Annotated in this window: 24 protein-coding genes and 2 pseudogenes; 9 read left to right on the top strand and 17 right to left on the bottom strand. The window is 61.2% G+C overall.

Going from position 1 to position 25,647, the window contains the following annotated elements:
• Positions 1–222: 222 nt before the first annotated feature.
• Both G5575_RS13280 and G5575_RS13275 read left to right on the top strand, forming a co-directional pair.
• Positions 223–1,602, top strand: coding sequence for a sensor histidine kinase (locus tag G5575_RS13280; RefSeq protein ID WP_164534697.1), 1,380 nt, complete (start codon positions 223–225; stop codon positions 1,600–1,602).
• A 3-nt stretch (positions 1,603–1,605) separates the two neighbouring features.
• Complete coding sequence (locus G5575_RS13275; RefSeq protein WP_164534696.1) at positions 1,606–1,971, top strand: response regulator; 366 nt, start codon at positions 1,606–1,608, stop codon at positions 1,969–1,971.
• Positions 1,972–2,080: 109 nt separating this feature from the next.
• Here the strand turns inward: G5575_RS13275 and ftsH are convergent, their stop codons facing one another.
• The 3 genes from ftsH to G5575_RS13260 all read right to left on the bottom strand — a co-directional run bounded on the left by ftsH (position 2,081) and on the right by G5575_RS13260 (position 6,363).
• The gene (gene ftsH, locus G5575_RS13270) at positions 2,081–4,012 is read right to left on the bottom strand and encodes an ATP-dependent zinc metalloprotease FtsH (RefSeq protein WP_164534695.1); all 1,932 of its coding nucleotides are present in this window, start codon (positions 4,010–4,012) and stop codon (positions 2,081–2,083) included.
• Positions 4,013–4,238: 226 nt separating this feature from the next.
• Positions 4,239–5,108, bottom strand: coding sequence for an RNA polymerase sigma factor RpoH (gene rpoH / locus G5575_RS13265; RefSeq protein WP_164534694.1), 870 nt, complete (start codon positions 5,106–5,108; stop codon positions 4,239–4,241).
• Positions 5,109–5,334: 226 nt separating this feature from the next.
• Positions 5,335–6,363: an RluA family pseudouridine synthase gene (locus G5575_RS13260; protein WP_164534693.1), complete on the bottom strand. Its 1,029-nt coding sequence runs from the start codon at positions 6,361–6,363 to the stop codon at positions 5,335–5,337.
• Between G5575_RS13260 and G5575_RS13255 the strand changes: the two genes are divergently transcribed.
• Positions 6,362–6,706, top strand: coding sequence for a hypothetical protein (locus G5575_RS13255; protein ID WP_164534692.1), 345 nt, complete (start codon positions 6,362–6,364; stop codon positions 6,704–6,706). The two genes, G5575_RS13260 and G5575_RS13255, sit on opposite strands and share 2 nt — an antisense overlap.
• 5 nt (positions 6,707–6,711) lie before the next feature.
• Here G5575_RS13255 and G5575_RS13250 read toward each other — a convergent pair whose 3' ends face one another.
• Both G5575_RS13250 and G5575_RS13245 read right to left on the bottom strand, forming a co-directional pair.
• Positions 6,712–7,881 (bottom strand): coiled-coil domain-containing protein, encoded by a 1,170-nt coding sequence (locus tag G5575_RS13250; protein WP_164534691.1) that lies wholly within the window; start codon positions 7,879–7,881, stop codon positions 6,712–6,714.
• Between the two features lie 148 nt (positions 7,882–8,029).
• On the bottom strand, positions 8,030–8,605 hold the full coding sequence (locus G5575_RS13245; RefSeq protein WP_207633120.1) for a DUF1134 domain-containing protein: 576 nt from the start codon (positions 8,603–8,605) through the stop codon (positions 8,030–8,032).
• 124 nt (positions 8,606–8,729) lie between these two features.
• Here G5575_RS13245 and G5575_RS13240 point away from each other — a divergent pair, with 124 nt between their 5' ends.
• The 3 genes from G5575_RS13240 to G5575_RS13230 all read left to right on the top strand — a co-directional run bounded on the left by G5575_RS13240 (position 8,730) and on the right by G5575_RS13230 (position 10,382).
• Positions 8,730–9,191 carry a YHS domain-containing (seleno)protein gene (locus tag G5575_RS13240; RefSeq protein WP_164534690.1) on the top strand — a complete coding sequence of 154 codons (462 nt, stop codon included), beginning with the start codon at positions 8,730–8,732 and terminating at the stop codon, positions 9,189–9,191.
• Between the two features lie 65 nt (positions 9,192–9,256).
• Positions 9,257–9,922, top strand: a complete 666-nt coding sequence (gene chpT / locus G5575_RS13235) for a histidine phosphotransferase ChpT (protein ID WP_164534689.1) — start codon at positions 9,257–9,259, stop codon at positions 9,920–9,922.
• An 88-nt stretch (positions 9,923–10,010) separates the two neighbouring features.
• Positions 10,011–10,382 (top strand): response regulator, encoded by a 372-nt coding sequence (locus G5575_RS13230; RefSeq protein ID WP_164534688.1) that lies wholly within the window; start codon positions 10,011–10,013, stop codon positions 10,380–10,382.
• 4 nt (positions 10,383–10,386) lie between these two features.
• Here G5575_RS13230 and G5575_RS13225 read toward each other — a convergent pair whose 3' ends face one another.
• From G5575_RS13225 to ctrA, 3 genes are all read right to left on the bottom strand, one after another.
• Complete coding sequence (locus G5575_RS13225) at positions 10,387–11,706, bottom strand: RNA polymerase sigma factor (protein WP_164534687.1); 1,320 nt, start codon at positions 11,704–11,706, stop codon at positions 10,387–10,389.
• Positions 11,707–11,800: 94 nt separating this feature from the next.
• The gene (locus G5575_RS13220; protein WP_164534686.1) at positions 11,801–12,979 is read right to left on the bottom strand and encodes a coiled-coil domain-containing protein; all 1,179 of its coding nucleotides are present in this window, start codon (positions 12,977–12,979) and stop codon (positions 11,801–11,803) included.
• Between the two features lie 121 nt (positions 12,980–13,100).
• The gene (gene ctrA, locus G5575_RS13215; protein WP_164534685.1) at positions 13,101–13,808 is read right to left on the bottom strand and encodes a response regulator transcription factor CtrA; all 708 of its coding nucleotides are present in this window, start codon (positions 13,806–13,808) and stop codon (positions 13,101–13,103) included.
• 425 nt (positions 13,809–14,233) lie between these two features.
• Here ctrA and fliI point away from each other — a divergent pair, with 425 nt between their 5' ends.
• Complete coding sequence (fliI, locus tag G5575_RS13210) at positions 14,234–15,562, top strand: flagellar protein export ATPase FliI (protein ID WP_164534684.1); 1,329 nt, start codon at positions 14,234–14,236, stop codon at positions 15,560–15,562.
• Between the two features lie 58 nt (positions 15,563–15,620).
• Positions 15,621–16,031, top strand: a complete 411-nt coding sequence (gene fliJ, locus G5575_RS13205) for a flagellar export protein FliJ (protein WP_164534683.1) — start codon at positions 15,621–15,623, stop codon at positions 16,029–16,031.
• A gap of 410 nt (positions 16,032–16,441) precedes the next feature.
• Here fliJ and G5575_RS13200 read toward each other — a convergent pair whose 3' ends face one another.
• The 4 genes from G5575_RS13200 to G5575_RS13190 form a co-directional block, all read right to left on the bottom strand.
• Entirely contained in the window at positions 16,442–17,563 is a 1,122-nt protein-coding gene (locus G5575_RS13200; protein ID WP_164534682.1) for a PRC-barrel domain-containing protein, read from the bottom strand.
• 360 nt (positions 17,564–17,923) lie between these two features.
• A complete protein-coding gene (locus tag G5575_RS13195) occupies positions 17,924–18,382 on the bottom strand; it encodes a GNAT family N-acetyltransferase (RefSeq protein WP_164534681.1) in 459 nt (152 codons plus the stop codon).
• A 219-nt stretch (positions 18,383–18,601) separates the two neighbouring features.
• Positions 18,602–18,796: a putative zinc-binding metallopeptidase gene (locus tag G5575_RS21825; RefSeq protein ID WP_328766050.1), complete on the bottom strand. Its 195-nt coding sequence runs from the start codon at positions 18,794–18,796 to the stop codon at positions 18,602–18,604.
• 26 nt (positions 18,797–18,822) lie between these two features.
• Positions 18,823–19,728 carry a zinc-binding metallopeptidase family protein gene (locus G5575_RS13190; RefSeq protein WP_328766048.1) on the bottom strand — a complete coding sequence of 302 codons (906 nt, stop codon included), beginning with the start codon at positions 19,726–19,728 and terminating at the stop codon, positions 18,823–18,825.
• Between the two features lie 66 nt (positions 19,729–19,794).
• Here G5575_RS13190 and G5575_RS13185 point away from each other — a divergent pair, with 66 nt between their 5' ends.
• On the top strand, positions 19,795–19,989 hold the full coding sequence (locus tag G5575_RS13185) for a DUF2934 domain-containing protein (protein ID WP_164534680.1): 195 nt from the start codon (positions 19,795–19,797) through the stop codon (positions 19,987–19,989).
• An 82-nt stretch (positions 19,990–20,071) separates the two neighbouring features.
• Here the strand turns inward: G5575_RS13185 and flhA are convergent.
• From flhA to fliG, 5 genes and pseudogenes are all read right to left on the bottom strand, one after another.
• Positions 20,072–22,197 (bottom strand): annotated as a pseudogene (gene flhA / locus G5575_RS13180) (flagellar biosynthesis protein FlhA).
• 7 nt (positions 22,198–22,204) lie between these two features.
• Positions 22,205–23,569, bottom strand: a pseudogene (gene flbD / locus G5575_RS13175) (sigma-54-dependent transcriptional regulator FlbD).
• Positions 23,570–23,582: 13 nt separating this feature from the next.
• Positions 23,583–23,870, bottom strand: a complete 288-nt coding sequence (gene fliN / locus G5575_RS13170; RefSeq protein WP_235936009.1) for a flagellar motor switch protein FliN — start codon at positions 23,868–23,870, stop codon at positions 23,583–23,585.
• Positions 23,871–23,905: 35 nt separating this feature from the next.
• On the bottom strand, positions 23,906–24,571 hold the full coding sequence (locus tag G5575_RS13165; RefSeq protein WP_164534678.1) for a FliH/SctL family protein: 666 nt from the start codon (positions 24,569–24,571) through the stop codon (positions 23,906–23,908).
• 3 nt (positions 24,572–24,574) lie between these two features.
• Positions 24,575–25,645 (bottom strand): flagellar motor switch protein FliG, encoded by a 1,071-nt coding sequence (gene fliG / locus G5575_RS13160; protein WP_164534677.1) that lies wholly within the window; start codon positions 25,643–25,645, stop codon positions 24,575–24,577.
• Between the last annotated feature and the right edge of the window lie 2 nt (positions 25,646–25,647).

Below are 25,647 nucleotides of genomic sequence, written 5' to 3'. Positions count from 1 at the left end.
TGACGAGAAAGCCTGCTTCCTCGAACAACGAGCCGACTCTTTGACTTGGATATGGAACATGCACGCGATGTCCCGTGATGGTTTGGTGGGCACCTCTCCGGAGACGACGTTTCTGGCTGGTGGTGGGCAACTGGGGAGTTGATCCGGAACTATGATTGGACCTCCACGCCGCTTGGTGCTCCCGCGACCTGGCCAGGAAGCTTGCGAACTCTGGTGCAGGTGATGCTGACCTCCCAACAGCCCATGTTCATTGCCTGGGGTCCAGACCGGACCATGCTCTACAACGATGGTTATGCACCCATGTGCACCAATCGTCACCCCTGGGCTCTGGGCAAGCCGTTTGCCGAGGTCTGGGCGGACATCATCGCCGATGTCGGGCCGATCATGGATGCCGCCTATGCCGGTGTTCCGACCTATATGGACGACATCGAGTTCCAGATGGTGCGGCACGGGCGCACGGTCGAGACGCATTTTTCCTTTGGCTATACGCCGGTGCATGACGAAAACGACCAGGTCGCCGGCATGTTCTGTACGGCGCTCGAAATTACCGCCGAGGTGGTTGCGGCGAAGTCCAGGACGCGCGAGCTCGATCGCCTGCGCGCCCTGCTGGAAAAAGCGCCGAGCTTCATGGCCGTGTTGCACGGCCCGGAGCATCGCTTCGAAATCACCAATGCGGCTTACCGCCAACTGATCGGCCATCGCGACGTGATCGGCAAGACCGTGCGTGAAGCACTGCCCGAGATCGAGGGTCAGGGCTTTTATGAGTTGCTCGATGGCGTTTATAGCACCGGCCAGACCTTTATCGGCCGCAGCATGGAGATCGACCTGCAGCAAACTCCGGATGGTCCGCTGCAGAAGGGCTTTTTGAACTTCGTTTATCAGCCCATGTATGACGACGCTGGTCAGATCACGGGCATCTTCGTCGAAGGAAACGACGTCACCGATCTCAAGGGAGCGGAGTTGGCGCTGCGTGAAGCGATGTCGGTGCAGGATACGCTGACGGGTGAACTGCAGCATCGGATCAAGAACAGCCTTGCGATGGTGGGCGCCATCGCATCGCAGACCCTGCGCGGCGAGGATATTGCGGATCGACGCGCCTTGTTCGACTCTCGCCTCAGCGCGCTGGCGACGGCCCATGACATTTTGACCAACAGTACCTGGACGACGGCATCGTTGCGCGATGTGGTCGAGGGTGCATTGGCGCCGCACATACCGTCCGAAGATCGCGTCACGCTTGAGGGCATCGAGATCGACCTCAATCCCAAGCAGGCGCTGTCTATGGCTTTGGCCATCCACGAGCTTGCGACCAACGCTGCCAAATACGGCGCGCTTTCAACGTCTGAGGGCCGGGTGCTTATCAGCTGGGAGTTTGATCCGGCGGGTGAGAAGCCGGTGTTCCTGTTCAAGTGGGCTGAAAGCGGCGGGCCTCCTGTGGTGGTGCCGAGCCGAACCGGGTTTGGTTCGCGTCTCATCACCAAGGTGCTGGCAGCGGATTTCGAGGGCAAGGTCAGCGTCGAATATCGGCCGGAAGGTCTTCTCTGCGTGCTCCGCTCGGACACAGGCTGTGTCACGCCTGACCAGAACCTGGCAAAGAGGGCGTAGAGAATGGCTCACTCCAAACCCATTGTTCTGGTTGTCGAAGATGAAGCACTGGTCCGCATGGCCATCGTCGATCGCCTCGAGGAAGAAGGCTTTCTGGTTCTCGAAGCCGCCAATGCCGATGAGGCGCTCAAGATCCTGGTCAACAATCTCAATGTGCGGCTGGTGTTTACCGATGTCGACATGCCCGGCACGATGAACGGCATCAAGCTGGCAGCAGCCGTTCGCGATCGCTGGCCGCCGATCAAGATCGTCGTTACCTCCGGCTACAAGCATGTGAAACTCGATGAAATTCCGGCACAGGCCGAGTTCGTGCCCAAGCCCTATAATGCGGATCGGCTGATCAACGCTTTCCGGCGACTAACGGACTGATCAGGCGGCAAGGCCACGGTAGCTGCTCTATACCGAAATCAGAGGCACAAAGAAAAACCTCCTCCCTTGAACAGGGAGGAGGTTTTGTTCTGAGCAGTAAAACTGCAGATCAGCTTTCCGGCTGCGGCTCGAGGCCCGGCTCCGGCGGGGCATCTGGGCGCTTCTTGCCGGACTTGCCAGCAGAAGGGACTCCGGAGGCCTTCGGCGCCGACGGACCACTGTCTTCCGGACGAACCGGCTGCTTGCCATCCATCAGCGCGCGCAACTCGTCACCGGTAAGGGTTTCAAACTCGAGCAGCGCTTGAGCAATTGCCTCCCACTGATCGTGGTAGGTGGTGAGGATGTCGCGGGCCGACGCTTCACCATCTTCGATGAGCTTGCGCACTTCCTGGTCGATGATCTTGGCCGTGTCGTCGGACATATGCTGCGACTGCGTCACGGAATGGCCGAGGAAGACTTCCTGGTCATTGGACTTGTAGCGCACGCGGCCGAGCTTTTCGCTCATGCCCCATTCCATGACCATGGAGCGCGCCAAGGAGGTTGCCATCTGGATATCGCCAGAAGCGCCCGATGTGACTTTGGCCGGGCCAAACTTGATGATCTCGGCCTCGCGGCCGCCGAACAGCATGGTGAGACGCGCCAGGGCCTTTTCGCGGCTGAACGAGTACGTGTCGTTCTCGGGCAGGGTCATAACCATGCCAAGCGCACGGCCACGGGGGATGATGGTAGCCTTGTGGATCGGGTCGATGCCGGCAACCTTGAGCGCGATGATGGCGTGGCCCGCTTCGTGATAGGCAGTCAGCTTCTTTTCGTCATCGGTCATGGCCATGGTGCGGCGCTCGGCGCCCATCATGATCTTGTCCTTGGCGTCTTCGAATTCCTGATGCGTGACGAAGCGCTTGTTCTTGCGCGCGGCCATCAGGGCCGCCTCGTTGACGAGATTCATCAGATCCGCACCGGAGAAGCCGGGTGTACCGCGGGCCAGAACCTTGAGGTCGACGTCGGGAGCAAGGGGGACCTTCCGGACGTGGACCTTGAGCACCTTTTCGCGGCCCGATACATCCGGGTTGGGCACGACGACCTGACGGTCGAAACGGCCGGGACGGAGGAGGGCAGGGTCGAGAACGTCGGGACGGTTGGTCGCGGCGATCAGGATGATGCCTTCATTGGCTTCAAAGCCGTCCATCTCGACGAGGAGCTGGTTGAGGGTCTGTTCGCGTTCGTCGTTACCCCCTCCGAGACCGGCGCCACGCTGGCGGCCGACGGCGTCGATTTCGTCGATGAAGATGATGCACGGCGCATTCTTCTTGGCCTGTTCGAACATGTCGCGGACGCGGCTGGCGCCTACACCGACGAACATTTCAACGAAGTCAGAGCCCGAAATGGTGAAGAACGGCACATTGGCTTCGCCGGCAACCGAGCGGGCGAGCAGCGTCTTACCGGTACCCGGAGGACCAACAAGCAGCACACCGCGCGGGATACGGCCGCCAAGGCGCTGGAACTTGCCGGGATCGCGCAGGAACTCGACGATTTCCTCGAGGTCCTGCTTGGCCTCGTCGACGCCGGCAACGTCTTCGAACGTCACCTTGCCCTGAGTTTCGGTCAGGAGCTTCGCGCGCGACTTGCCAAAACCCATCGCGCCGCCACGACCCCCACCCTGCATCTGACGGATAAAGAAGAACCAGACGCCGATGATGACGATGAACGGCAACCAGGAGGAAAGAAGGATCGACCAGAACGGGCTCGATTCCGGCGCGCGTGCCGTGATCGCGACGTTGCGATCTTCAAGGCGCGTGATGACATCGGCGCCATCTGGAATGATGGTCTCGAAACGGCTGCCATCGTTGAGCTGGCCAGAGACGATATTGTTGGTGATGGTGACGGCGGAAATTCGTCCCGCATCAATGTCGGTGACGAATTGGCTGTAGCTTTTCTCGGCGATCGAAATCGAACGCGTAGACGACTGGAAGACCTGGAACAGGCCCATCAGCATGAAAAGGACGACCAGCCAAATGGCAAAGTTGCGGAAATTTCCGTTCATCAATCCTGTCCCGGAAGGAAGAGGCCGCGCAAAGCGACGCTAGTGGCCCAGATGTAAGCCCCGCAATAGGGCGTTACAAGGGCAAGGCCTCGCCTGTTCGGCCGGCCTCGTCCAGTCATTATGTCGCGCGGGGTTAATGCAGGGTGAGGGCGGATAGATGCATCGGCCCGGCGCAAAATAAAACGCCCAGGCGCGTGGCCGGGGCGTTTTGAAGACCTTCAACGATTTAGTTGGTGCGAGCCGCTTGCTGCACGGCATCCTGCACTTTTTCGAAGGCGCGCACTTCGATCTGGCGAATGCGTTCACGGCTGACGTCGTATTGCTGCGCCAGTTCCTCAAGCGTTGCCGGGTTGTCCTGGAGGCGGCGGGCCTGGAAGATGGCGCGTTCGCGTTCGTTCAACACATCCATGGCAGTATTGAGCATGCCCATGCGCTCGGAAAACTCTTCGGTTTCACCCAAAGCGGTTTCCTGGTCTGGCGTATCGTCAACCAGCCAGTCCTGCCATTCGGAAGAGCCTTCGTCAGCGCGCATGGGCGAATTAAGCGAGGCATCGCCAGAAAGGCGGGAATTCATCGAGACCACGTCTTCTTCAGTCACGCGAAGAGTGGTGGCAATCTGCTTGATCTGGTCGGGATGAAGCGAGCCATCGTCAAGCGCCGCGATCTGGCCCTTCACCTTGCGCAGGTTGAAGAACAGACGCTTTTGCGCAGCGGTCGTGCCAATCTTGACGAGGCTCCAGGAGCGCAGAACGTATTCCTGGATGGCAGCACGAATCCACCACATGGCATAGGTTGCAAGGCGGAAGCCTTTATCGGGCTCGAAGCGCTTGACGGCATGCATGAGGCCGACATTGCCTTCGGAGATTACCTCGGAAATGGGCAGTCCGTAGCCGCGATAGCCCATGGCGATCTTGGCGACGAGACGCAGATGCGAGGTGATCAGCCTCTGCGCCGCGCCAGGATCGGCGTGTTCCTTGTAGCGCTTGGCAAGCATAAACTCTTCGTCCGGCTCCAGCATCGGGAACTTGCGGATTTCCTGCAGATAGCGGGACAGGCCGCCTTCGGACGAGAGAATGGGAAGATTGGACTGGGCCATGGACGCACCCCCTTTGGGTTTCCCCCGCAAAGTGCGGGCGGAACGTCTCTCACTGTCCATGAAGGCACAGTGACAGACGATCATCATATAGGTTGCAATTAGGCGATTTTAAGAGGCCAAGCTCGCTTCAATGCAGAAGAAAAGCTTCGGTTCCATCCAGATCGCCGGATTATTCATCGGCATAATACGATAGATGGGACAAAAGTTCAAACACGAGGGTGTGAGTCTATCGTGCTGCCGCACGATCGAATGGTTCGAGCGCGTCTTCGAGAGCCTGAAGATCGTCGGGCAGGTCGGCTTCGAACATCATCTCCTCGCCAGTGGTGGGATGTTCGAAGCCCAGCTCGGCAGCGTGAAGCGCTTGGCGCCCGAGGTCTCGGATCGTTTGGGCAAGATCGGCGGGGAGCTTGTTGATCTTGGTGGCAAAGCCGGGCGCATAGAGAAGGTCGGACACGAGCGGGTGGCCGATATGGGCCATGTGAACGCGGATCTGGTGGGTGCGACCCGTTTCGAGCTGGCACTGAATGCGCGTAAGGTCCCAGCCCTCCCCGCCATAGCGGGCTTCGACATTGTAGTGAGTGATTGCTTCGCGGCCCTGCTTGAGCACGGCTTGCTTGAGGCGGTTGCCGGGGTCGCGGCCTAGCGGCGCGTCGACGGTGCCCATCCCCGATTGGGTCATGCCCCAGGCATAGGCCGTGTAAGCGCGATGCAGCGGGCCGGTACGGCCGTGGTCAGCGAACTGGGCCGCCAGATGCTTGTGCGCCTTTTCGGTCTTGGCCGCGACCATGACGCCAGATGTGTCCTTGTCGAGGCGATGAACGATGCCGGGACGCTTGACGCCGCCAATGCCCTGAAGGCTTTCGCCGCAATGGAAAAGGAGTGCATTGACCAGCGTGCCGTTGGGTGAGCCGGGGGCAGGGTGCACGACCATGCCGACGGGCTTGTTGATGACGATAAGCTGGTCGTCCTCGTAAAGAATATCGAGCGGGATATCTTCAGGTTCGGGCTCTGCATCTTCGGGCGGTGGGGCAAGAAGGACGATTGTCTCGCCGGTCTTGAGACGATAGTTGGGTTCGGCGACGGGCTTGCCGTCCACAGTGACGGCGCCGGTCAGGATCAGGTCCTTGAGGCGGCTGCGGCTGAGGACGTCATGGGCGCGGGCCAGGGCTGCATCGAGCCTTGTGCCGGCCAGCGTTTCGTCGACAACAACCTCGATGGGCTCGCCCTCGAACAAGAGATCGGTATCGTCGGCCATGAGCAATCCTGAACCAAATAAACCCGCCGAGGCTGAGGAACTCACGCCGGAAGCGCGGGTATTGCTGGGAAGAGCGCGGCGCTCGTTCGGTATTTCGATCGGCATCCTGCTTTTGGGCTTTATGGCGATTGGCTTTGCGCTTGTCTATCGCGTGATGCGCGACCGCCCGCCAGAAGTCGTGGCCGAAAGCGTGATCATTCCCGCAGGAGCCGAAGTGGTGTCGGCGCTTAATCTCGATGGGCTGGTGCAGGTGACCTATCGAGCAGGAGGTGCCGTGGTGCTGGCAGTATTCGATCAGGGCACGGGCGCGCTGGTAAGAACCGTGCAGATCAGCGCAGAGTAGGGGCGTCAGCGCCCCTGGATTTCCTTGAGCGCCTGTAGCCGGTCGGAGACCTTACCGCGGCCGTTATTGGCGGGCGCGGGCATGACCTCTGCGCCTTCGCCATCGTCGGCGAAGCGTTGGACACGGTCGAAGAGGCTTTCTTCGGCGCCGGAAGTGGGCTTGCTGTCGGTGTCGACGGCATAGACCAAGCGCGAAACGCTGGCGGCGATGTCGTTTAGCTTTTCGCGAAGATAGGCTTCTTCGAAGCGCTCGCTTTCCCAATCAGCCATGATACCGGCTTCCACATTACCGACCTTGGCGCGCAGGGTTTCGAGCTCGTCTTCCATCGAAAGCTTGTCGGCAAGCAGTTGCTCGACGCGGCCCTCGCTGCGCTCGACCGTGGCCGATGTTTCGGCAAGAAGGGCGTTGAGGCGATTTTCGGCGCTGGCAATGCGCGCTTCGGCAGCGACGAGTTCCTGCCGCTCGTCTTCCCGCTGGCGATCGCGACCAGCCAGAGCATCGCGCATCTGGGCAATGGCGGCCGTCGCCTCGGCGCTGCGGCGGTCCGAGCTTTCCAGGCGCGTGATCAGGCTATTGGCCTGTTCTTCGAGGAACGCCGCGCGCTTGCGCTCGATGGCCAAAGCGGTTGTGAGGTGATCGATGTCTTCGTCATAGGTGCCGGAAAGCGAGAGGCCGTCGATCTTGGTGGCGGCAGCAAGGCCGCCGCGCAGCGAATTGCGCAGGGCTTCGATTTCTTCGGTGCGCGTCTCGACCTCGCGGTCGCGCTTGCGCAGGCGCTGCGCAAGATCGGCGCCTTCTTTTTCAAGTTCGAGGATGCGGGCGCGCAGCTCGACTTCGCGGCTTTCGAGTTCGCTGACGATGGCGAGGTGCTTTTCGCGTTCAGCCTTGAGCGCGCCCAGATCGGTGCGCTTCTGATTGACGTCGCCCAACTGCTCGGCAAGGCGCTTGCGCAGGGTCTCGACATTCATCTCGAGGCGACGGGTGGATAGCGCAAACTCGGCGCGCAGCTGATCCTTGTCGGCGCGGAACTCGGCCATGGTGATCGGGGTGGCAGCCTCGATGCGGCGCTTTGTGAGGCGCACGGCGCGCTTCCAGACGGCCGGCATGACCACGAGCGCAACCAGCCCTGCGACGAGCAGGCCCAGTGCGAAATACATCATGTTCTCGATCAGCATCGAGCGAACTCCGGCGGCAACAGGGCCACCTTATACCGAGCGAGTTCGATATTTGCAGCAAAGAATGGGAAGGGCTGGGTTTGAGAAAGATTAACCCTAATGCATGCGCCCAACCCAAAGGGGATCAAGGTAGCAGACGTTTGTAGCGTCAGAAGGGGTTCCAGGTCGGTTCGGCCGTGAAGTTCAGGTAGCCGACATTGATGCCGAGACGCGCGCCAACCCCGGAGCGGATGGGAACGACAATGACGTTGGCACGCTTGGTGACGGTCATGCCGACCCCGCCGATGACATAGGCGGAACCGTCGACGCCGGGATAGCGGCCCAGGATGTCCTGTATCGAGGTCAGATTGTAGACCAGCATCATGACCTTGGAGCCATCGCCGCCGATATCGAGCCCTATGCTGGGACCCTGCCAGTAAATCGAAAACTGACCGGCATTGCGGGTGTAGAGCGTGCCTTCACCGTATTTCGCGCCGATGAAGAGGGCGCCGCCTGCTTCTTCGCCGAGAATATAACCGTTGGGCTGGCCGTATTGGCTCACCGCACGTTCGACCACCGAGGCGAGGCCTTGGGCGGCGGAGCCGAAAAATTCCTGCCCGTTGTTGATGATCTCTTCGCCAGAGAAGGTGTCGGTCAGGGAGCCGCCCTGCTGGGCCATTGCCGGCGCGGCGGGCATTGCCAGAGCAAGCACGACGCCTAAAAGCTGTGCGATCTTTTTCAGCATGGTTCGATCTCCCCTTGGTACCAGCCTGCTTAGGAAGACCTTAGGTCTTGCGCGCCACAATGAGCGCATCGGCAGCCGATCACTGGCCTGGATCATGACGCAAACCTCTAAACAAATCTTAACCATGATCGCCGTCTTGCTGCCGCTTTTCGGACTAGTTGCCGCCAACGGTGTAAAGGCGCAATCAATCGTTAGCTGGGTCGAAGCCGATCCGCTGACCGGGCTGGCGATCGGCGGCATGGATCCGGTGAGCTACTTTACCGAAGATGCACCGCTGCCGGGAAAGCCGGACTATGAAGTGGTGTGGATGGGCGCGCCCTGGCTTTTCGCCAACAAAGCCAATCGCGACGTGTTCGAAAAACAGCCCGAAATCTATGCGCCGCAATATGGCGGTCATGGCGCCATGAGCATGGCACGCGGTTTTGTTTCCGATGCCGATCCGCTGATCTATGCCGTTTATAAACAGCGGCTCTATCTCTTTTATTCTGCCGCCAATCGCGAAGCCTTTCTTCTGGCGCCAGATGCGGCGGCGCTGCGGGGACAGGAGCATTGGCAGGTCTTGTCCAAATCGCTCTCGACCCGGTAGTGCCGCATTCAAAGCCGCTTTATTGTCCCTTCAACTGATTCCCTTGCCCTTCGGAGACCAAGCCCATGGACGTTATCGAGCTCAAGGCGACCGACCTTGCCGCCATGTTGTGCTCGCGGGTTTGCCACGACCTGATCAACCCCATCGGCGCGATCGGCAACGGGCTCGAAGTGCTCGATGATCCGAACCAAAGCGAAATGGCGGAAGGGGCGCGTGACCTGATCGCAAGCGCCGCCAAGCAGAGCCGCGCCAAGCTTGAATTCGCCCGCCTGGCCTATGGCGCGTCTTCGACCGCCGGCACCGATATCGATACGCGCGAGTGCGAGCGCGTCGCGCGCATCCTGTTCGAGATCGAGAAGGCCGACCTCGAATGGGATGTGCCGCTGATCCTTTTGCCCAAGCACAAGGCCAAGCTGTTCATGAACATGCTGCTGATCGCAGCCGGTTCGGTTCCGCGTGGCGGCGTCGTATCGGCCAAGATTTCCGGCCCAGCTGGCGAGGAAAAGTTCGAGTTCAGCTCCAAGTCCGATCCTGAAAAGCGGCAGCGGACGCTGGTGCCCTCCGGCTCGGCAGGGCTCCTTTCCGGCATGCCGGAGGAGGGCGCGGTAGACGCACGGGGCATCCAGCCCTTCTATACCGGCCTCCTCGCGCGCATGACCGACATGGAAATCGCCATCGGGCTCGAAAACGAGCGGTTCTTCTTCACAGCCACGCCCAAGGCGCAGGCGTAATTCGCCGAATAGACACATTGCCGTAACGATTTCCGAACCACTGGTCCGGCATAGTCGGACCAGTTTTGTTTGTTCGGGGCCCGCTGCCATGCCGACCTGCCTCATCGTCGACGATTCCAGCGTGGTGCGCAAAGTGGCGCGGCGTATTCTCGAGGATCTCGACTATACGGTGGACGAGGCCGAAGACGGCCAGGAAGCCATGGACAAGTGCCGGCTGGCCATGCCGGACGCGATCCTGCTCGACTGGAACATGCCGATCATGAGCGGGCTAGAGTTCTTAAAACTCCTGCGCAGCTATATCGGCGGCGAAACGCCTCGCATCATCTATTGCACGGTCGAGAACGATATTGGCGCCATCGCCCAGGCGCTGAAATCAGGTGCAGATGACTATATGATGAAGCCGTTCGACCGCCAGGTGCTGGAGCGCAAGTTCGACGTCGGGACGCTGAAGGCGGCCTGACCTTTTATTCTGTAAGCTCCGCTGCCCTTCCCAAAAGGAAGGTTCGTTCCCGTTCGTTCTTGGTAAGTCCAGCAGCTTTTCTGAACTGGTCGTTGGCTTCTTCGTGGCGCCCAAGCCTGCGCAAGAGATCGCCGTGAACGCCATAAAGCAGGTGGTAGTTTTCCAGCGCCTTGCCGGTTCGCAGCTTCTCGACAATGGGTAGCGCGGCCTCAGGGCCTTGAGCCATGGAGACGGCGACGGCACGATTGAGCTCGATGACGGGAGAGGGCGTGACCTGATTAAGGAGCCCGTAAAGGGCGGCGATCTGGTTCCAGTCGGTGTCTTCGGGTTTTTTGGCCCGGGCGTGGCAGGCGGCAATGGCGGCCTGGAGCGTATAGGGTCCAGCGATACCGCCCAGATTTTGCGCGCGGGCCAGTCCATCAAGACCACGGCGGATCATCAGCTGGTCCCAAGTCGCGCGGTTCTGGTCCATCAGCAGAACCGGCTCTCCCTTCGCATTGGTCCGGGCGCGAACGCGGGAATGCTGGATTTCCATGAGCGCCAGAAGGCCATGCACCTCAGGTTCATTGGGCATCAGCTGGGCTAGCGTGCGGCCCATGCGCATCGCCTCTTCGCAGAGCTGAGGGCGCATCCAGTCCTCGCCGGCAGTGGCCGAATAGCCTTCGTTGAAGATGAGGTAGAGGACGCCCAGCACCGAGGCAACGCGTTCCTCTCGTTCTTCGCCGCGAGGCACTTCGAACGGGACACCTGCATCGGCAATGGTTTTTTTGGCGCGGACTATGCGTTGGCCGATTGCTGTGTCCTGGGCCAGGAAGGCGCGCGCGATTTCCTCTGTGGTTAGGCCGCCGATGAGGCGCAGGGTGAGCGCGACGCGGGATTCCGGCGGCAGGATCGGGTGACAGGAGGTGAAGATCAGACGCAGGAGATCGTCGCCGACATCGTCGTCGAGGGCGTCGTGGAGGGCGATTTCGGTGTCAGGCACCTCCTCCTCCATGGTGCGGCCGACTTCTTCGAGCTTGGCGGTGGCCATCTTGCGGTGGCGAAAATAATCGATGGCTTTGCGCTTGCCGGTCTGCATCAACCAGGCGCCTGGGTTGCGGGGTACACCGGTATCCGGCCAGGAGCGAAGAGCGGCCATCAGCGCTTCCTGCGCCAGTTCCTCGGCCAGCGAAATGTCGCGCACCATTCGGGTCAGGCTGGCAATGACGCGTGCCTGCTCGACGCGCCAGACGTGGTGATGGCGCGATCGGTCTCCCGCCGATCGCGCAAAGTCGTGTCGCTCATGAGATTGTTCTCTTCGAACATAAGACAGAGGAGAGAACATCAAGCCTCGGCTGCAATCGTCAAGTGGCATCGTGGTGACGATTGGAGGGCAGAGGGTTCGACACAAACGAAAGCGGCGCCGAAGCGCCGCTCTACTATTCTGCCGTTTCGGGTTCGACCCGGTCGAAGCGGAGGCCGGTTAATGGGCAATCGGCTGCTTCCCCGATGGTGAAGCCGGTTTCGTCCTGTTCAAGCGGGCAGGTCATGGGGAAGGTGGCGTTGCCGAGGCGACCGCTGGCGTCGGAAAGAACCAGTTCGTCCTGGGAGAGAGTGTAGGACCCCGTAACCGTGCGGTTGATGCGATCGCGGAGTTCAAACGTTTCATCGTCATTCAGGGTCAAAGAAAGACCGCGGGCAGGGCCTTCCGCGCCGACGCTGTAGATGGTGCCAACCTGGGTTGAGGAAGTTTCCGTGTCCGGGATAGCCACGGACCGGGCGATCTCTGTTTCGACGTTCTGGAGTTCGCTCGAGCGCTGCGCCAGCGTGGCGGTCAGTTCTTCGACCTGTGGCTGCAGGATCGTGAGCTGTTCCTGATAACCGTTGACGTCGTTCTGCAACTGAGCCTGACGCGCCTCAAGCTCCGCGGATTGCGCATGGAGGTCGGCAACCTGCGTACGAGCAGCTTCCGTCTGGGCGCTGCTGTCGGCCAGCTCCTGCTGAGCGGTGTTCAACTCGTTGCGCGATGACTGGAGCTCCGACTGTGTCTCGGCCAAGCTTGCCGTAGCGGCGGCGGCTTCCTCGGCAATCTTGGCAAGACTGGCAGCGGCGGTCTCTTCCTGGCGGCGCGCTTCTTCAAGACGCGTGCCGACGTCCAGCAATTGCTGGTTCGAGCTAGAGATTTCGGCCTGAAGTGCAGCTTGGCGCGCAGCTAGCTCTTCGGTCTGTGCGGTCGCAGAGGCAAGATCTTCTTCAAAGGCGCCGGCTTCCGAGCGTCGCGTGGCAAGATCCTGGGTGGTGGTGTCCAGTTCGCTGCGGCGCGCATCAAGATCGGTGTTGGCGGTTTCGAGCGCAGCGGCGGCTTCGTCGCGCTGCTGCTGAAGAGTCGCGAGTTCGGCTTCGACATCGGCGAGGGCGCCGTCGGACTGCTCGCGAAGAGTGAGGTCACCGCGCAAGCTGTCGCGTTCGCTGGTCAGGGTTGAGACCTGGTTCTGGAGATTGCTCGACTGGCCCGAGCTATTGATCCAGACGGCAAGGAAGGCCAGCCACCCGGCGATCGCAAGGACAAGAATAGTCAGGACCAGCGGTTCGCGCAGGCGCTGCGACATGTTCGGCATAGCAAAACCCCCAAAAGCTCTAAGGGCAGAACGTGGCGCTTGTGCCGGTGGTTCCGGGGCTCTCAAACGAAAACCCCGCGCTTGCGGCGCGGGGTTTTTAAGGAGCATCAGCTCGAAAGGCCTAGGCGACCTTATCGTTGTAGGTCTCGTTTTCGTCTGGTTCGCGAAGCACATAGCCACGACCCCAGACGGTTTCGATGTAGTTCTTGCCACCAGTAGCGACCGAAAGCTTCTTGCGGAGCTTGCAGATGAAGACGTCGATGATCTTCAGTTCCGGCTCGTCCATGCCGCCATAAAGGTGGTTGAGGAACATTTCCTTGGTGAGGGTGGTACCCTTGCGGAGCGAAAGGAGCTCCAGCATCTGATACTCCTTGCCGGTGAGGTGCACGCGCTGGCTCTGCACTTCGACGGTTTTTGTATCAAGGTTTACAAGGAGATCGCCTGTCGAGATGACGGACTGGGCATGGCCCTTGGAGCGGCGGACGATGGCGTGGATGCGGGCCACGAGTTCGTCCTTGTGGAAAGGCTTGGTCATGTAGTCGTCGGCGCCAAAACCGAGACCGCGGACCTTGTCCTCGATGCCGGCAAGGCCGGACAGGATAAGAATTGGCGTCTGCACCTTAGCAACGCGCAGCGTGCGCAAGACTTCGTACCCGCTCATATCGGGCAAGTTCAAGTCGAGCAGAATAATATCGTAGTCATAGAGCTTACCGAGATCGACGCCTTCTTCACCAAGATCGGTGGTGTAGACGTTGAAACTTTCGGACTTGAGCATCAACTCGATGCTCTGCGCCGTGGCGCTATCGTCCTCAATAAGGAGTACCCGCATTATATTCCCCTTGTCATTCGTTCCTGCTGGAACCCGCGAGAAGCAAGGCCAATTGCCTCTATCGCTCCAACCCTACTGGATATGATCAAAGCCTAAGCCCGATTAGTTAACAAAGTTTAATTCCGATCCGCAATACGCAAACTGCGGTAAGGTGAATTAAGTTTAACTTGTTGAAAATGCTTGTAAAACTGGCCGAAAAAATCTTAATGCAATACATTAAGAAGCGCCTCCAAGCGACTCTGCGGACTCAAGCATTCTGCGGAAATGTGGGGGTTTTTGGATGGCCGAAACGCATGGCGCATTTCGCCGATCATCATCGTCGTTAAGGCATTTCGGTTAACGATCGGTTACCATCCGATTCGATTCGACGGTGGCCCGGAAACCATAACGGGCAGTCCTGGACCCCTTTGATGAACGTATCCTGAATGAAAGCGCTGATCTCCGCCATCGACGCCATAGAAGACGTCGAAGTCTTCGGCCGCGTCAAATCGGTCCAGGGCCTCCTCATCGAAATCGTGGGCCCGGTGCGCGAGCTGCGCGTCGGTGGACGCGTGATGATCGAAGCAACCGACGGACGAGACCTCGCGGCTGAGATTATCGGTTTTCGCGATGGTCACGCGCTGTGCTTGCCGTTCGGCGAATTGGGCGGGGTGCGGCTCGGGTGCCGGGCGGTGTTCCGGCGCCACGACGGATCGGTTAATCCATCCGAGGCGTGGCTGGGGCGGGTTGTCAACGCCAATGGCGAGCCGATCGATGGCAAGGGACCATTGCTGCGCGGCGCGGTGTCATACCCGCTACGGCAGTCGCCGCTGGCGGCGCATGACCGCACGCGAGTGGGTGAGCCGATCGAGCTTGGGGTAAGGTGCCTCAACACGTTTACGACCATGTGCGAGGGGCAGCGCATGGGCATCTTTGCCGGCTCGGGTGTCGGTAAATCGGTGCTGATGTCGATGCTGGCTCGGAATACCGATGTGGACGTCTCGGTGATCGGCCTGATCGGCGAGCGCGGGCGCGAGGTGCACGAATTCATCCAGGAGTATTTGGGTGAGGAGGGCCTGGCCCGGGCGGTTGTCGTCGTCGCCACTTCGGACGAAGCGGCGCTGATGCGGCGGCAGGCGGCCTATATCTCGATGGCGCTGTCGGAATTCTTCCGCGACCAGGGCGAGCGCGTCCTTTGCATGATGGACTCGTTGACCCGCTTTGCCATGGCGCAGCGCGAGATCGGGCTGGCCATCGGCGAACCGCCCACGGCCAAGGGATATCCGCCCACGGTTTTCACAGAATTGCCACGATTGTTGGAACGGGCCGGTCCGGGCATGCCAAATTCGGGCTCCATTACCGGTCTCTTTACCGTTTTGGTGGAAGGTGATGATCACAACGAGCCCATTGCCGACGCCGTGCGCGGTATTCTCGATGGGCACATTGTGATGGAGCGCGGTATTGCCGAGCGGGGACGCTACCCTGCCGTCAATGTGCTCCGGTCCATCTCGCGGACCATGCCAGGGTGCGTTCCGGACCATGTCCGGCCCACTCTGTCGCGGGCGCGGGAACTCATGTCCCTATTTTCGGACATGGAGGAGCTGATCCGGCTGGGGGCTTACCGGAAAGGGTCAGATCCGAACGTGGACCGCGCCATCGCCATCTACCCAAAGCTCGAGGGTTTCCTCGGTCAGCGGCGGGACGAGACGACGACGATCGGAGAGGGCTATGCCGTGCTCGCTTCGATCATCGCCGAGGCGGATGCGGGGGCCTGATGGAGTGCGCTGTGTATTGGCGGCTCCGGACTGACTTGGTGTGTAAGGAGTACAGGTCGTGAAATCGCGCAGCGAGAGCCTTATCCGGCTTAAGAAGTTCCAGGTGGACGAAAAGCGCCGCCAGGTCATGCAGATCGAAATGATGGTGGCCGACTTCGAGCGCATGGCGTCCGAACTCGACCAGCAGATCGAGATCGAGCACACCAAGACCGGCATTTCCGATGTCGCCCACTTTGCTTACTCCACCTTTGCCAAGGCGGCCTTGACCCGGCGGGATAATCTTCTCGCGTCGGCCAATGACATGAAGAGCAAGCTCGAGGCCGCGCAGGACGCGCTGGCGGAAGCGCTCGAAGACCTCAAGAAGGTCGAGCTTCTGGATCAGCGCGAGCATCAGCGCGAGAAGGACGAGCAGAGCAAGCTGGAGCAGGAGGGCTATGACGAAGTGGCTCGACTGCGGTTTCGGCGGTAGGCTGGCGCAGGAGTTGCTGCTCGTGCGTACATGCCCATCCTGTCTCCGCTAAGTCTGGCGGCTAAGCTTCGCTTGCCCCTAAAAGGGACCGTTCAGTTTGGACGCTCTCTTGATCAAACTCGTCGGTTCCGGCCCTCCCCTGAAGGGGAGGGTAGCTAAGCCTGGCCGGCAGGGCTTGCGCATCTGGATGGGGTGCGGCTGGAGCACATAAGTCAGAAGGTTTGGCTCCACCCCACCCTCATTTCCTCCCCATCAAGGGGAGGGAGGCGATGAACAAGCACATCGTGCGTCAGCTCTGAACATTGCCACTTAAGAAGGAAATGGCACCGTGGCTAAGTTGGTTTTGTATCGTCATGATCGTAATAAAAAGGCCCGCCGAAGCGGGCCTTTCGTTTTTCGGCTAAAGCCGATTACATGTCGGTCGCCCGCATTGCCGGGGTGGTGGCGTAGGTTGCTTCGTCGTAGTCGGGCAGGGCTTCGAGCTGCTCGCGGGTAAAGTCGCTGTAGATCACGATGTCGCCGCCTTCGTTGGAGGCAAACTCGAGGTTGTCGAGGGCAACAGCAACGGTTTTCTGGCCGATGCCGAGGAAGCCACCGAAGTCGACGAGCATGGCGTCGATCTGGCCATCCTGGGTGAGCAGGAGGTCTTCGACTTCTGCGATGTCTTCGCCGTCCGGGCCGATGACGGTTGCGCCATCGAGGTTTTCGGCAGTCAGGGCATCACGTTCGATCGTGTTGTAGCCTTCGCGCGGCATCATGCCGGTGGTCATGGCGCCATCAGCAGGGGCAGTTGCCGGGTTGGCAGCCGGCGTTTCGGAGACAGCGCCCGGATCAGCGGGAGCCATTGCCGGGTCAGCAGCGGGGGCCATTGCGTCGCCAGCCGGAGCCATTGCACCGGTGTTGGCTGCGTCGGCAGCGGCGGCGTCAGCCGGGTCTTCCCAGACGAAATCCGGAGCGGCAGTCAGGGCTTCGGCAGTGGTCGGCAGCACCCAACGCATGGTGTTGTCGGCAGCCATCTCGTAGGTCATTTCCGAGAAGTCGATGGCGACGTTCTTTTCGCCGATGCCGAGGAAACCACCGACGCCGATCACAACGGCGAGGACGTCACCGTCAGCGGACAGGACCAGATCATTGACGGTGCCGATTTCTTCAGCGTCGTCTGCAGCGCTCGAATAGATCGGGGCGCCGAGAACTTCGGAGGCAATGGCGTCGCCTTCACCAGCGGTATAGCCAGTTGCGATGCTGGTCGGGGTGCGGGTCGGAGCGGCCGTGGTGGTCGTGTCGGTGGCAGGAGCCATCGCATCGCCAGCCGGAGCCATTTCATTGGCAGGGGCCATTTCATTAGCCGGCGCCATTTCGTTGGCCGGAGCCATCTCATTGGCCGGAGCCATCTCGTTGGCGGGGGCCATTTCGTTGGCTGGAGCCATCTCGTTGGCAGGGGCAGTTTCGTTGGTGGTCGCAGGGGTCTGTGCGATCGCGGCAGTGCCGAGGGCCAGCGCAATTGCCGTGCTAGTCAGAAGCGTGCGGATCATAGTAGGCTCCAAAGGTTCATCGTTGCGGTGAACAGGGCCATGCGGCGCAAAACTTGCCGGTCGCGCGCCGTATGGCCCCTTTGATGACTGCTCAACGCGATCAAACGCGAAGGTGTTCCGCAGCTTTTTTGAGCAGTCTGCAAAAGCGAAATCAAAAGGCCGGCTTCCGCATTTCTGCAGAGCCGGCCTTTTTCGCCTCCCCATTGTTGGGGTTATTTTTTCCAGCGCGCCCGATCAGTGCCCGGCGCTGCTTTGTTGCCTTGGCGCGCGGCATGGGACGCGCAAATTGGCTGACGACAGGACAATAGCGCAGTTCTGATGGCAGACCAGTGCCGGCCGGGTTAATGGCTTAACGCAGGATTAATCGACGAGGCGCGCGGTTGCCTTGTCATAGTCGCGCATGGCGCGATGCGGCATGCCGCCGTCCGAAAATTCCGGGCCAAAAGCGACAAAGCCGAGCCGCTCGTAGAACTCGAGCTTGTCGGACTGGGCGGTGAGGTAAAAGCGGTTTTGGCCATTGGCGTGGGCGTGTGCCATGGCAGCGGCGATCAGCTTTTTGGCGACACCGCGGCCCCGGAACGCCTGGCGCACTGCGACGCGGCCGATCTTGACGTGCTCAGGCTGCTCGATCAGCCGCAGCGTGCCCACGACCTCACCGGCCAGGATGGCCACGAAGTGGGTGGCGGTGAGATCATAGCTGTCATTTTCTTCCTCTTCAGGGACCTTTTGCTCCCAGACGAAGACTTCGCGGCGTAGGGCGAAGGCGGCGTTGCAGAGGGTGGAAAAGACGGGGACGGGGAAGATGGCTGGCTCGGTCATGAGCGGGGTTTTAGTTGGTGGGGGTCGGGTTGAAAACCCAAGTTTTGCGCGTGTTGCTCCACCCCACCCTTGGTCCCTCTCCATCAAGGGGAGGGAGACGATGAACATGGGCTTCGGGGGTGTTGAAGAGACCCCCACCCGGCCTCCCCTTCAGGAGGGGGAGGAGTTGGGGCGGTGGGTTTGGCGAGTAAAGCTGCTCCCACGTCTTTCAGACGGTGGCTAGGCTTCCGCCGCTTCGAGTTCTGCCAGTTTGTCCAGAGCGGGGGCCTGGTGGACGAGGTCGTTGATGAAGCTGAGCTTTTCGATGACGGGCGGGCTGAGGATGAAGGGGTAGGCGTCGGGTTGGCCGACGGCGCGATTGAGGTTGTTGATGAGGCTGGAAAGCGGGATCCAGTTGTCGATGATGGTCGACATATCGGGCGCCATATAGGGGTCGAAGGTCACCGGGGGATGGCGAGGTTTTCGTCGCCGGTGCGTGGGCGGGCGCGGATGCCGTAGGCGGCAGCCATTTCGACGGTATCGACGATGTGGAGATAGTGCGCCCAGCTTTCGGCGAAATCCTCCCACGGATGGGCGGTGGCATAGGCGCTGATATGGGTGTTGTACCAGCCGTCGGGGGCGCCATTGGCGTAATAGGTCTTGAGCGCTTCGCCATAATCGGCGCGTTCATCGCCGAACAGCTGGCGATAGCGGTCAAGGCTCGGCTTGTTGTCGACGAGGAGGTCCCAATAATGGTGGCCGATCTCGTGGCGAAAGTGGCCAAGCATGGTGCGATAGGGCTCGCCCATCTGCGTGCGACGGCGTTCGCGTTCGGCGTCGTCCGCTTCTGCGAGCGAAATGGTGATAATGCCGTTTTCGTGGCCGGTCATAACCGGAACGGTCTGATCATCGGCGAGGAACCGGAAAGCAAGGCCGTGCTGGGGGTCTTCGACCCGATTTTGCAGCGGCAGGCCGAGACGGATCAGGGAATACATGAGGCGCTTCTTGGCGCGCTCGATGCTTTGCCAGTGCAGAAGGTTTTCGGGGTTGGAAAGATCGGGAACGATCTCGTTATGCCGGCAGGCGGCGCAATAGGCCTCGCCGCCCTCGGGCACGAGCCAGTTGCAGGCGGCGTGTTCGGCATTGGCGCAATACACCAGCCGTTCGCCGGGCAGGGCCGGGCTGGTCCAGGCGCCGCTGTCCTCGGTCAGCGAAACAAGTGCATTGGCTTGCGGCGCATAGCCCAGGGCGTGGCCGCAGCGTTCGCACACCGCGTTTTCGAAATAGATCGTATTGCCGCAGTGATCGCAGGAAAAAGTCGCATAAGCGCGCCCCCAAAAGCCAAGCGGAACAACGCGGGCAGTCACAAGCCCGTTCCAGCGCAACTCCGTTGTGATCGGTGCGTTTTCCGTCCAACAGCAAGGGAGGAAGCCATGCGTGTAGACGAAGCCAAAATCCGCGACCGGGCCTATCAGCTTTGGGATCAGGCTGGGCAGCCGGACGGGCGCGACCAGGAATTCTGGCATGATGCCGAACGCGAGCTAGCCGAGGAGGAAGAGGTCGATATTTCATCGGAAGCCGCCAAGCTCGACCTGCCGCCGACGGTGCCGGGCGGGCTGCCGATCTGACCTTGGTGCCACGCCCTGATCCTTCGAGGCTGCACTTTGTTTCGCACCTCAGGATGAGGGCTGCTTTAGATCCCAGAGAGCCCTAGACGCTGCCGACCGTCTTGAGGCGAATGCGCGGGTGAACCTCGTTCTGGCTCATGACCACCGTTTGCGGGCGGAAGCGCTCGATGATGGAGCGGACATGGGGGCGGATCGAGGGCGAGGTGATCAGCACGGGGAGTTCCCCTGCTGTGCTGCGCGCTCGAAACCGTGCTGGATGGCGCCGATGAATTGCTGGAGCTTTGATGGCGCCATGGCGAGGTGACGGTTTTCGCCATCGCCGATCATGGCTTCGGCGAAGTCGCGTTCCCATTGCGGAGAGAGGGTGAGGAGCGGCAGGTTGCCGTCGGGGCCGAGATTGGCGGCGCAGAGTTGGCGGGACAGGCGGGCGCGGACGTGTTCGGTGATGGTTTGCACCGAGCGGCCGGAGCCGGCGATTTCGGCGATGCCCTCGAGGATGGTCGAAAGATCGCGGATGGAGATGCGTTCGGTGAGCAACGCCTGAAGGACGCGTTGGAGGCCGGAAACGGTGATCTGGCTCGGGACGATGTCCTCGACGAGCTTTTGCTGGTCCTTGGGCAGGCCGGTGAGGAGGCTCTGGACGTTGGCGTAGCTTAAAAGATCGGCGACGTTAGCCTTGAGCACTTCGGTGAGGTGCGTCGAGATGACGGTCGAGGGGTCGATGATCGAGAGGCCGCGCAGTTCGGCTTCGTCGCGCAAGGCCGGTTCGATCCAGGTGGCGGGAAGGCCGAAGGTGGGCTCGGTGGTGTGGTGGCCCGGCAGGTCGATCTGGTTGCCGTAGGGGTCCATGACCATGAGCTGGTTGGCGTAGATCTGGCCGGAGCCGGCTTCCACTTCCTTGATGCGGACCTTGTAGTCGTTGGGCTCGAGCTGCATGTTGTCGAGGATGCGCACGGGCGGCATGACGAAGCCGAGTTCCAGCGCCAGCTGGCGGCGCAGGGCCTTGATCTGCTCGGTGAGGCGATCGGAGCCGTTTTCGTCTTCCTTGACGAGGCTGAGGAGCCCGTAGCCGAGCTCGAGCTTGAGATCGTCGATCTTGAGGGCATCCGTGATCGGCGGTTCGGCCGGCTGGGCGGCGGCAGCAGGTGCGCTCTTGGCTAGTTCTTGGGCGGCTTCGGCGACTTGCCGGACCTGCTTGCTTCCGGTGGCGCGCCAGGCGAGGTACCCCACACCGGCGGAGAGGGCCATGAAAGGGATGAAGGGCATGCCGGGGAGGAAGGCGAGGGCGCCCATGACGGCGGAGCTCATGCCCAGGGCGCGCGGATAGCCGGTGAACTGGCGCGACAGGGCCTTGTCGGCGGCACCGGTGACGCCGGACTTGGAGACGAGGATACCGGCGGCGGTGGAGACGATCAGCGCGGGGATTTGGGAAACGAGGCCGTCGCCGATGGTAAGGAGAGTATAAACGTTGCCGGCTTCCTGGACCGAGAGGCCTTCCTGCATGATGCCGATCAGCATGCCGGCGGAAACGTTGATGAAGGTGATGATGAGGCCGGCGATGGCGTCGCCGCGCACGAATTTGGAAGCACCGTCCATGTTCCCGAAGAAAGCTGATTCGCCTTCGAGTTCGGCGCGGCGCTTCTTGGCGGTGTCTTCGTCGATGAGGCCGGCTGAAAGGTCGGCGTCGATGGCCATCTGCTTGCCGGGCATGGCATCGAGGCTGAAGCGGGCGGCGACTTCGGCGATGCGGCCGGAACCCTTGGTGATGACGATGAAGTTGACGATCACCAGGATGATGAAGATCACGATCCCGATCACGAAATTGCCGCGGGTGATGAAATTGCCGAAGGCTTCGATGACGTGGCCGGCAGCATCGGTTCCGTTGTGGCCCTCGCCGAGGATCAGGCGCGTGGTGGCGAGGTTGAGGCCCAGCCGCAGCATGGTGGCGATCAGCAGGACCGTCGGGAAGGCCGAGAATTCGAGCGGTTTCTGGATGAACAGTGCGGTCATCAGGATCATGACCGAGAAAACGATCGAAATGGCCAGCAGCATGTCCACAATGATTGCGGGCATTGGGACGATCAGGATGACGATCAATCCCATGACGCCAGCAGCTAGGGCAATGTCGCCCGAGCGCAGGGTTGCGCTCACCTGACCGAAGGTGGGGAGCTTGAAGCCGGGCCGGCTGCTGGTCGGGAGGTCGGTCATCTAAGGCCTAGGCCACCGCGCGGCGTTCGCCGGGTTCGGGCACATGGGTGCCTTCGTCAGCATATTGGTTGAGCTTGTTGCGCAGGGTGCGGATGGAGATGCCGAGGATGGTCGCGGCATGGGTGCGGTTGCCGAAGGTATGGTCGAGAGTGTCGAGGATAAGGTCGCGCTCGACATCGGCGACGGTGCGGCCGACGAGGGCGCGGTTCATGGCCTCGGCGGTTTGCGCGGCCATCATGGCAGGCGAGGTGGCACGGGCGGCTTCGGCGAGGCCCATGCCGTCGGGCAGGACAATGGCTTCGGTGCCGATGGTGTCGCCGGAGGAAAGCAGCACGGCGCGGTGGAGGGTGTTTTCCAGTTCGCGCACATTGCCCGGCCAGGGGCTTTAACCAGCGCATTGCGGGCTTCTGCGGAGAGCGCGCGCGGCGGATGCCGTTGGCCTTGGCGTATTTGGCGACGAAATGCTCGGACAGGGCAATGATGTCACCGGGCCGTTCACGCAGGGCGGAAGCTTCAGGTTGACGACGTTAAGCCGGAAAAGGAGGTCTTCGCGGAAGCTGCCTTCGCGCACGGCCTCGTTGAGGTTGCGGTTGGAGGTGGCAAGGATGCGGATGTCGACGGGCACGGGCTTGGTGCCGCCAACGCGGTCGATGACGCGTTCCTGGATGGCGCGCAGGAGCTTGGCCTGGAGACGCACGTCCATTTCGGAAATTTCGTCGAGCAGGAGCGTGCCGCCCGAGGCCTCCTCGAACTTGCCGATGCGCCGGGCGACGGCGCCGGTGAAGGCACCCTTTTCGTGGCCGAAAAGCTCGGATTCGAGCAGTGCTTCCGGGATCGCGGCGCAATTGACAGAGATGAAGGCTTTCGACGCGCGCTTGGAGCGGGCGTGAACGTATTTGGCGACGACTTCCTTACCCGTGCCCGACTCGCCGGTGATAAGGATCGAGGCTTCGGAGCCGGCGATCTGCTCGGCCATCTTGACGACGCGCTCCATGGCGGGGTCGCGATACAGAAAGTCCGAGCTTTCGCGGGCAACGGCGGCAATGACGGCAGCAATCAGCTCGGCGTCGGGCGGCAGGGGGATATATTCCTTGGCGCCGGCGCGGATGGCGTTCACGGCTGCGGCGGCATTGGTCTCAACGCCGCAGGCGACGACCGGCACGGCGATGCGCTCGGCTTCGAGCCCGGCAATGAGGCCCGAGATGTTCATCATCACGTCGACGAGCAGCAGGTCGGCCCCCTTGCCGGCGCGGAGGGCGGCGAGGGCAATTTCGATCGAGGGGGCATGGGCCACCTTGGCGCCGCCGTCCATGGCCATCTTGGTTGCGGTGGAGAGCTGGCCTTCGAGGGCTCCGATGATGAGCAGACGCATGATCAGTTCTCCCTCACTGCGGCTTGATGATTTCGGTCATGGTGACGCCGAGCCGGTCTTCGACCAGCACGATTTCACCACGGGCGACCAGGCGGTCGTTGATGAAGATTTCGACCGCTTCGCCGACTTGGCGATCGAGTTCGATGACGGTGCCGGCATCCATCTTGAGAAGGTGGGAGACCGGCATCTTGGTGCGGCCGAGGACGACCGAAACGCGCACCGGAACGTCGAACACCGCTTCAAGATCGGCGGCAGTCTTTTCGACATAGTGTTCCTGCCCGCTGCGTTCGGGGGCAGCCATTTCGTCGAGGCCAAAGCCTTCGTTTTCGGCACTCATCAGCCGTGCTCCTTGGCGTGGTGTGCGGCAGCGGCGCCTTTGGAGCGCGCGGCAAGGTAGGTGGCGATCTGGCGATCGATGTTCTTGGAGGTTTCGGCGATGTCGCGAACGAGGCCGCCATCGACCCATTCGAACCGGCCATCGCCAAGACGAATATCGGGATCACCCATGACGACGAGACGGCCGGCAAAGCCGGCATGGGCCATTTGCGCGGTAGCGGCTTCGCGGATGGCGTCGGCAAGGTCGGGGTGGCAGCGGATAACGAGGTGCGGCACGCCATCAAGGCTCGGGAGACACTCGCGCACCAGAGCTTCCAGTTCGGTCAGCGGGTGCCGGGCAACGAGATGGAGGGCAAGCTTGCGGCCGACGGTGACCGCGAGGTCCACGGATTCGCGATGATTGCTGTCGCGCGCTTCGTCGAGTGCGGCCATCAACTGGGCGGTCTGCGTCGCCAGCGTTGCCGAAGCCGCGGCGATGGTTTGCGCGGCCATGGCGGAGGCGTTCTGCTCGCCGGCGCGCATGCCTTCGGCATAGGCTTCCTGGCGCGCATTGGCGACGAGCTGGGCAACGACGTCTTCGGGGATGGTCGGCACCGGTGGCGCGGACACGCGGCCGGGGCGGTGCTCCATGTTGAGATCGAAAAGGAAGCGGGCAGGGGCGGCCATGGGTTACGCCACCATCTGATCGTCGGACTTGGACTTCATGATCAGGATTTCGCCCTTGGCGGCGAGGTCCTTGGCGGTGGCGACGAGGCGGGTCTGGGCTTCGTCGACGTCCTTCAAACGCACCGGACCCATGCCGGCCATGTCGTCCTGCAAGAGCTTGGCGGCGCGGCCCGACATATTGGAGAAGAAGCTTTCCTTGACCGTTTCGTTGGCGCCCTTGAGGGCCAAGGCGAGGTCGCGCTTGTCGAGCTTGGAAAGCAGCGTCTGGATGGCGGAAGTTTCGAGCTTGGCGAGATCCTCGAAGGTGAACATCAGCGCCTTGATGCGCTCGGCATCGTCGCGATTGAACTCTTCGAGATTGGTGATGAAGCGCGCTTCGGTCTGGCGATCGAAGCTGTTGAAGATTTCGGCCATCTGCTCGTGGCTGTCGCGGCGCTTGGAATGATTGAGCGTCGACATGAATTCGGTGCGCAGTGTCATCTCGATCTTTTCGAGAATTTCCTTTTGCACCGGATCGAGCCCCAGCATGCGCTGCACGACGTCCATGGCGAGTTCTTCAGGCAGGACGGCGAGGACCTTCGAAGCGTGGTCGGTGGCGATCTTGGAAAGGACCACGGCAATGGTCTGCGGGTATTCGTTCTTGAGGTAGGCGGCGAGAATATCAGCCTGCACGTTGGAGAGCTTCTCCCACATGTTGCGGCCGGCCGGTCCACGGATTTCTTCCATGATGGCGTCGACCTTATCCTGGGTGAGGAAGCTCAGGAGCAGGCGCTCGGTCGTGTCGGTATTGCCTGAGAGCGAGCCATTGGACGAAATCGTGGTGACGAATTCGATCATCAGGTCGTCGAGCATTTCCTGGGTGATTGGCCCGAGGCGAACCATGGCGCGGGAAAGCTGCTTGATCTCGAGTTCGTCGAGTTCGTCAAAGATCGGCTTGCCGTAATCGGGACCGAGCGCGAGGAGGAGCGCCGCTGCCTTTTCGTCGCCCTTGAGCAGGCGATTTTCGCCACCGACCTGAAGCTGGGCGCCCAGGGGTGCAAGGGAGGCATCGGGAGACTGGGAGATCAGGGACATGG

Origin of the sequence: Devosia aurantiaca (genome assembly GCF_011058215.1) — a bacterium.
Taxonomy (GTDB): Bacteria; Pseudomonadota; Alphaproteobacteria; order Rhizobiales; family Devosiaceae; genus Devosia; species Devosia aurantiaca.
This window is presented reverse-complemented; position numbering and strand designations above follow the sequence as displayed.

Coding starts and splice junctions, on each gene's coding strand:
- rpoH (WP_164534694.1), bottom strand. CDS start 5,108: ATGGCCCAGTCCAATCTTCCCATTCTCTCGTCCGAAGGCGGCCTGTCC.
- G5575_RS13260 (WP_164534693.1), bottom strand. CDS start 6,363: ATGGCCGACGATACCGATCTCTTGTTCGAGGGCGAGCCCATCGAGGTT.
- chpT (WP_164534689.1), top strand. CDS start 9,257: ATGGACGTTATCGAGCTCAAGGCGACCGACCTTGCCGCCATGTTGTGC.
- G5575_RS13165 (WP_164534678.1), bottom strand. CDS start 24,571: ATGGCCGCCCCTGCCCGCTTCCTTTTCGATCTCAACATGGAGCACCGC.
- G5575_RS13230 (WP_164534688.1), top strand. CDS start 10,011: ATGCCGACCTGCCTCATCGTCGACGATTCCAGCGTGGTGCGCAAAGTG.
- G5575_RS13255 (WP_164534692.1), top strand. CDS start 6,362: ATGAGCAATCCTGAACCAAATAAACCCGCCGAGGCTGAGGAACTCACG.
- G5575_RS13245 (WP_207633120.1), bottom strand. CDS start 8,605: ATGCTGAAAAAGATCGCACAGCTTTTAGGCGTCGTGCTTGCTCTGGCA.
- G5575_RS13200 (WP_164534682.1), bottom strand. CDS start 17,563: ATGATCCGCACGCTTCTGACTAGCACGGCAATTGCGCTGGCCCTCGGC.
- ctrA (WP_164534685.1), bottom strand. CDS start 13,808: ATGCGGGTACTCCTTATTGAGGACGATAGCGCCACGGCGCAGAGCATC.
- ftsH (WP_164534695.1), bottom strand. CDS start 4,012: ATGAACGGAAATTTCCGCAACTTTGCCATTTGGCTGGTCGTCCTTTTC.
- fliI (WP_164534684.1), top strand. CDS start 14,234: ATGAAAGCGCTGATCTCCGCCATCGACGCCATAGAAGACGTCGAAGTC.
- fliN (WP_235936009.1), bottom strand. CDS start 23,870: ATGGCTGCCCCCGAACGCAGCGGGCAGGAACACTATGTCGAAAAGACT.
- G5575_RS13275 (WP_164534696.1), top strand. CDS start 1,606: ATGGCTCACTCCAAACCCATTGTTCTGGTTGTCGAAGATGAAGCACTG.
- G5575_RS13240 (WP_164534690.1), top strand. CDS start 8,730: ATGATCGCCGTCTTGCTGCCGCTTTTCGGACTAGTTGCCGCCAACGGT.
- G5575_RS13280 (WP_164534697.1), top strand. CDS start 223: ATGCTGACCTCCCAACAGCCCATGTTCATTGCCTGGGGTCCAGACCGG.
- G5575_RS13195 (WP_164534681.1), bottom strand. CDS start 18,382: ATGACCGAGCCAGCCATCTTCCCCGTCCCCGTCTTTTCCACCCTCTGC.
- G5575_RS13185 (WP_164534680.1), top strand. CDS start 19,795: ATGCGTGTAGACGAAGCCAAAATCCGCGACCGGGCCTATCAGCTTTGG.
- fliG (WP_164534677.1), bottom strand. CDS start 25,645: ATGTCCCTGATCTCCCAGTCTCCCGATGCCTCCCTTGCACCCCTGGGC.
- G5575_RS13250 (WP_164534691.1), bottom strand. CDS start 7,881: ATGCTGATCGAGAACATGATGTATTTCGCACTGGGCCTGCTCGTCGCA.
- G5575_RS21825 (WP_328766050.1), bottom strand. CDS start 18,796: ATGTCGACCATCATCGACAACTGGATCCCGCTTTCCAGCCTCATCAAC.
- G5575_RS13220 (WP_164534686.1), bottom strand. CDS start 12,979: ATGCCGAACATGTCGCAGCGCCTGCGCGAACCGCTGGTCCTGACTATT.
- G5575_RS13225 (WP_164534687.1), bottom strand. CDS start 11,706: ATGTTCTCTCCTCTGTCTTATGTTCGAAGAGAACAATCTCATGAGCGA.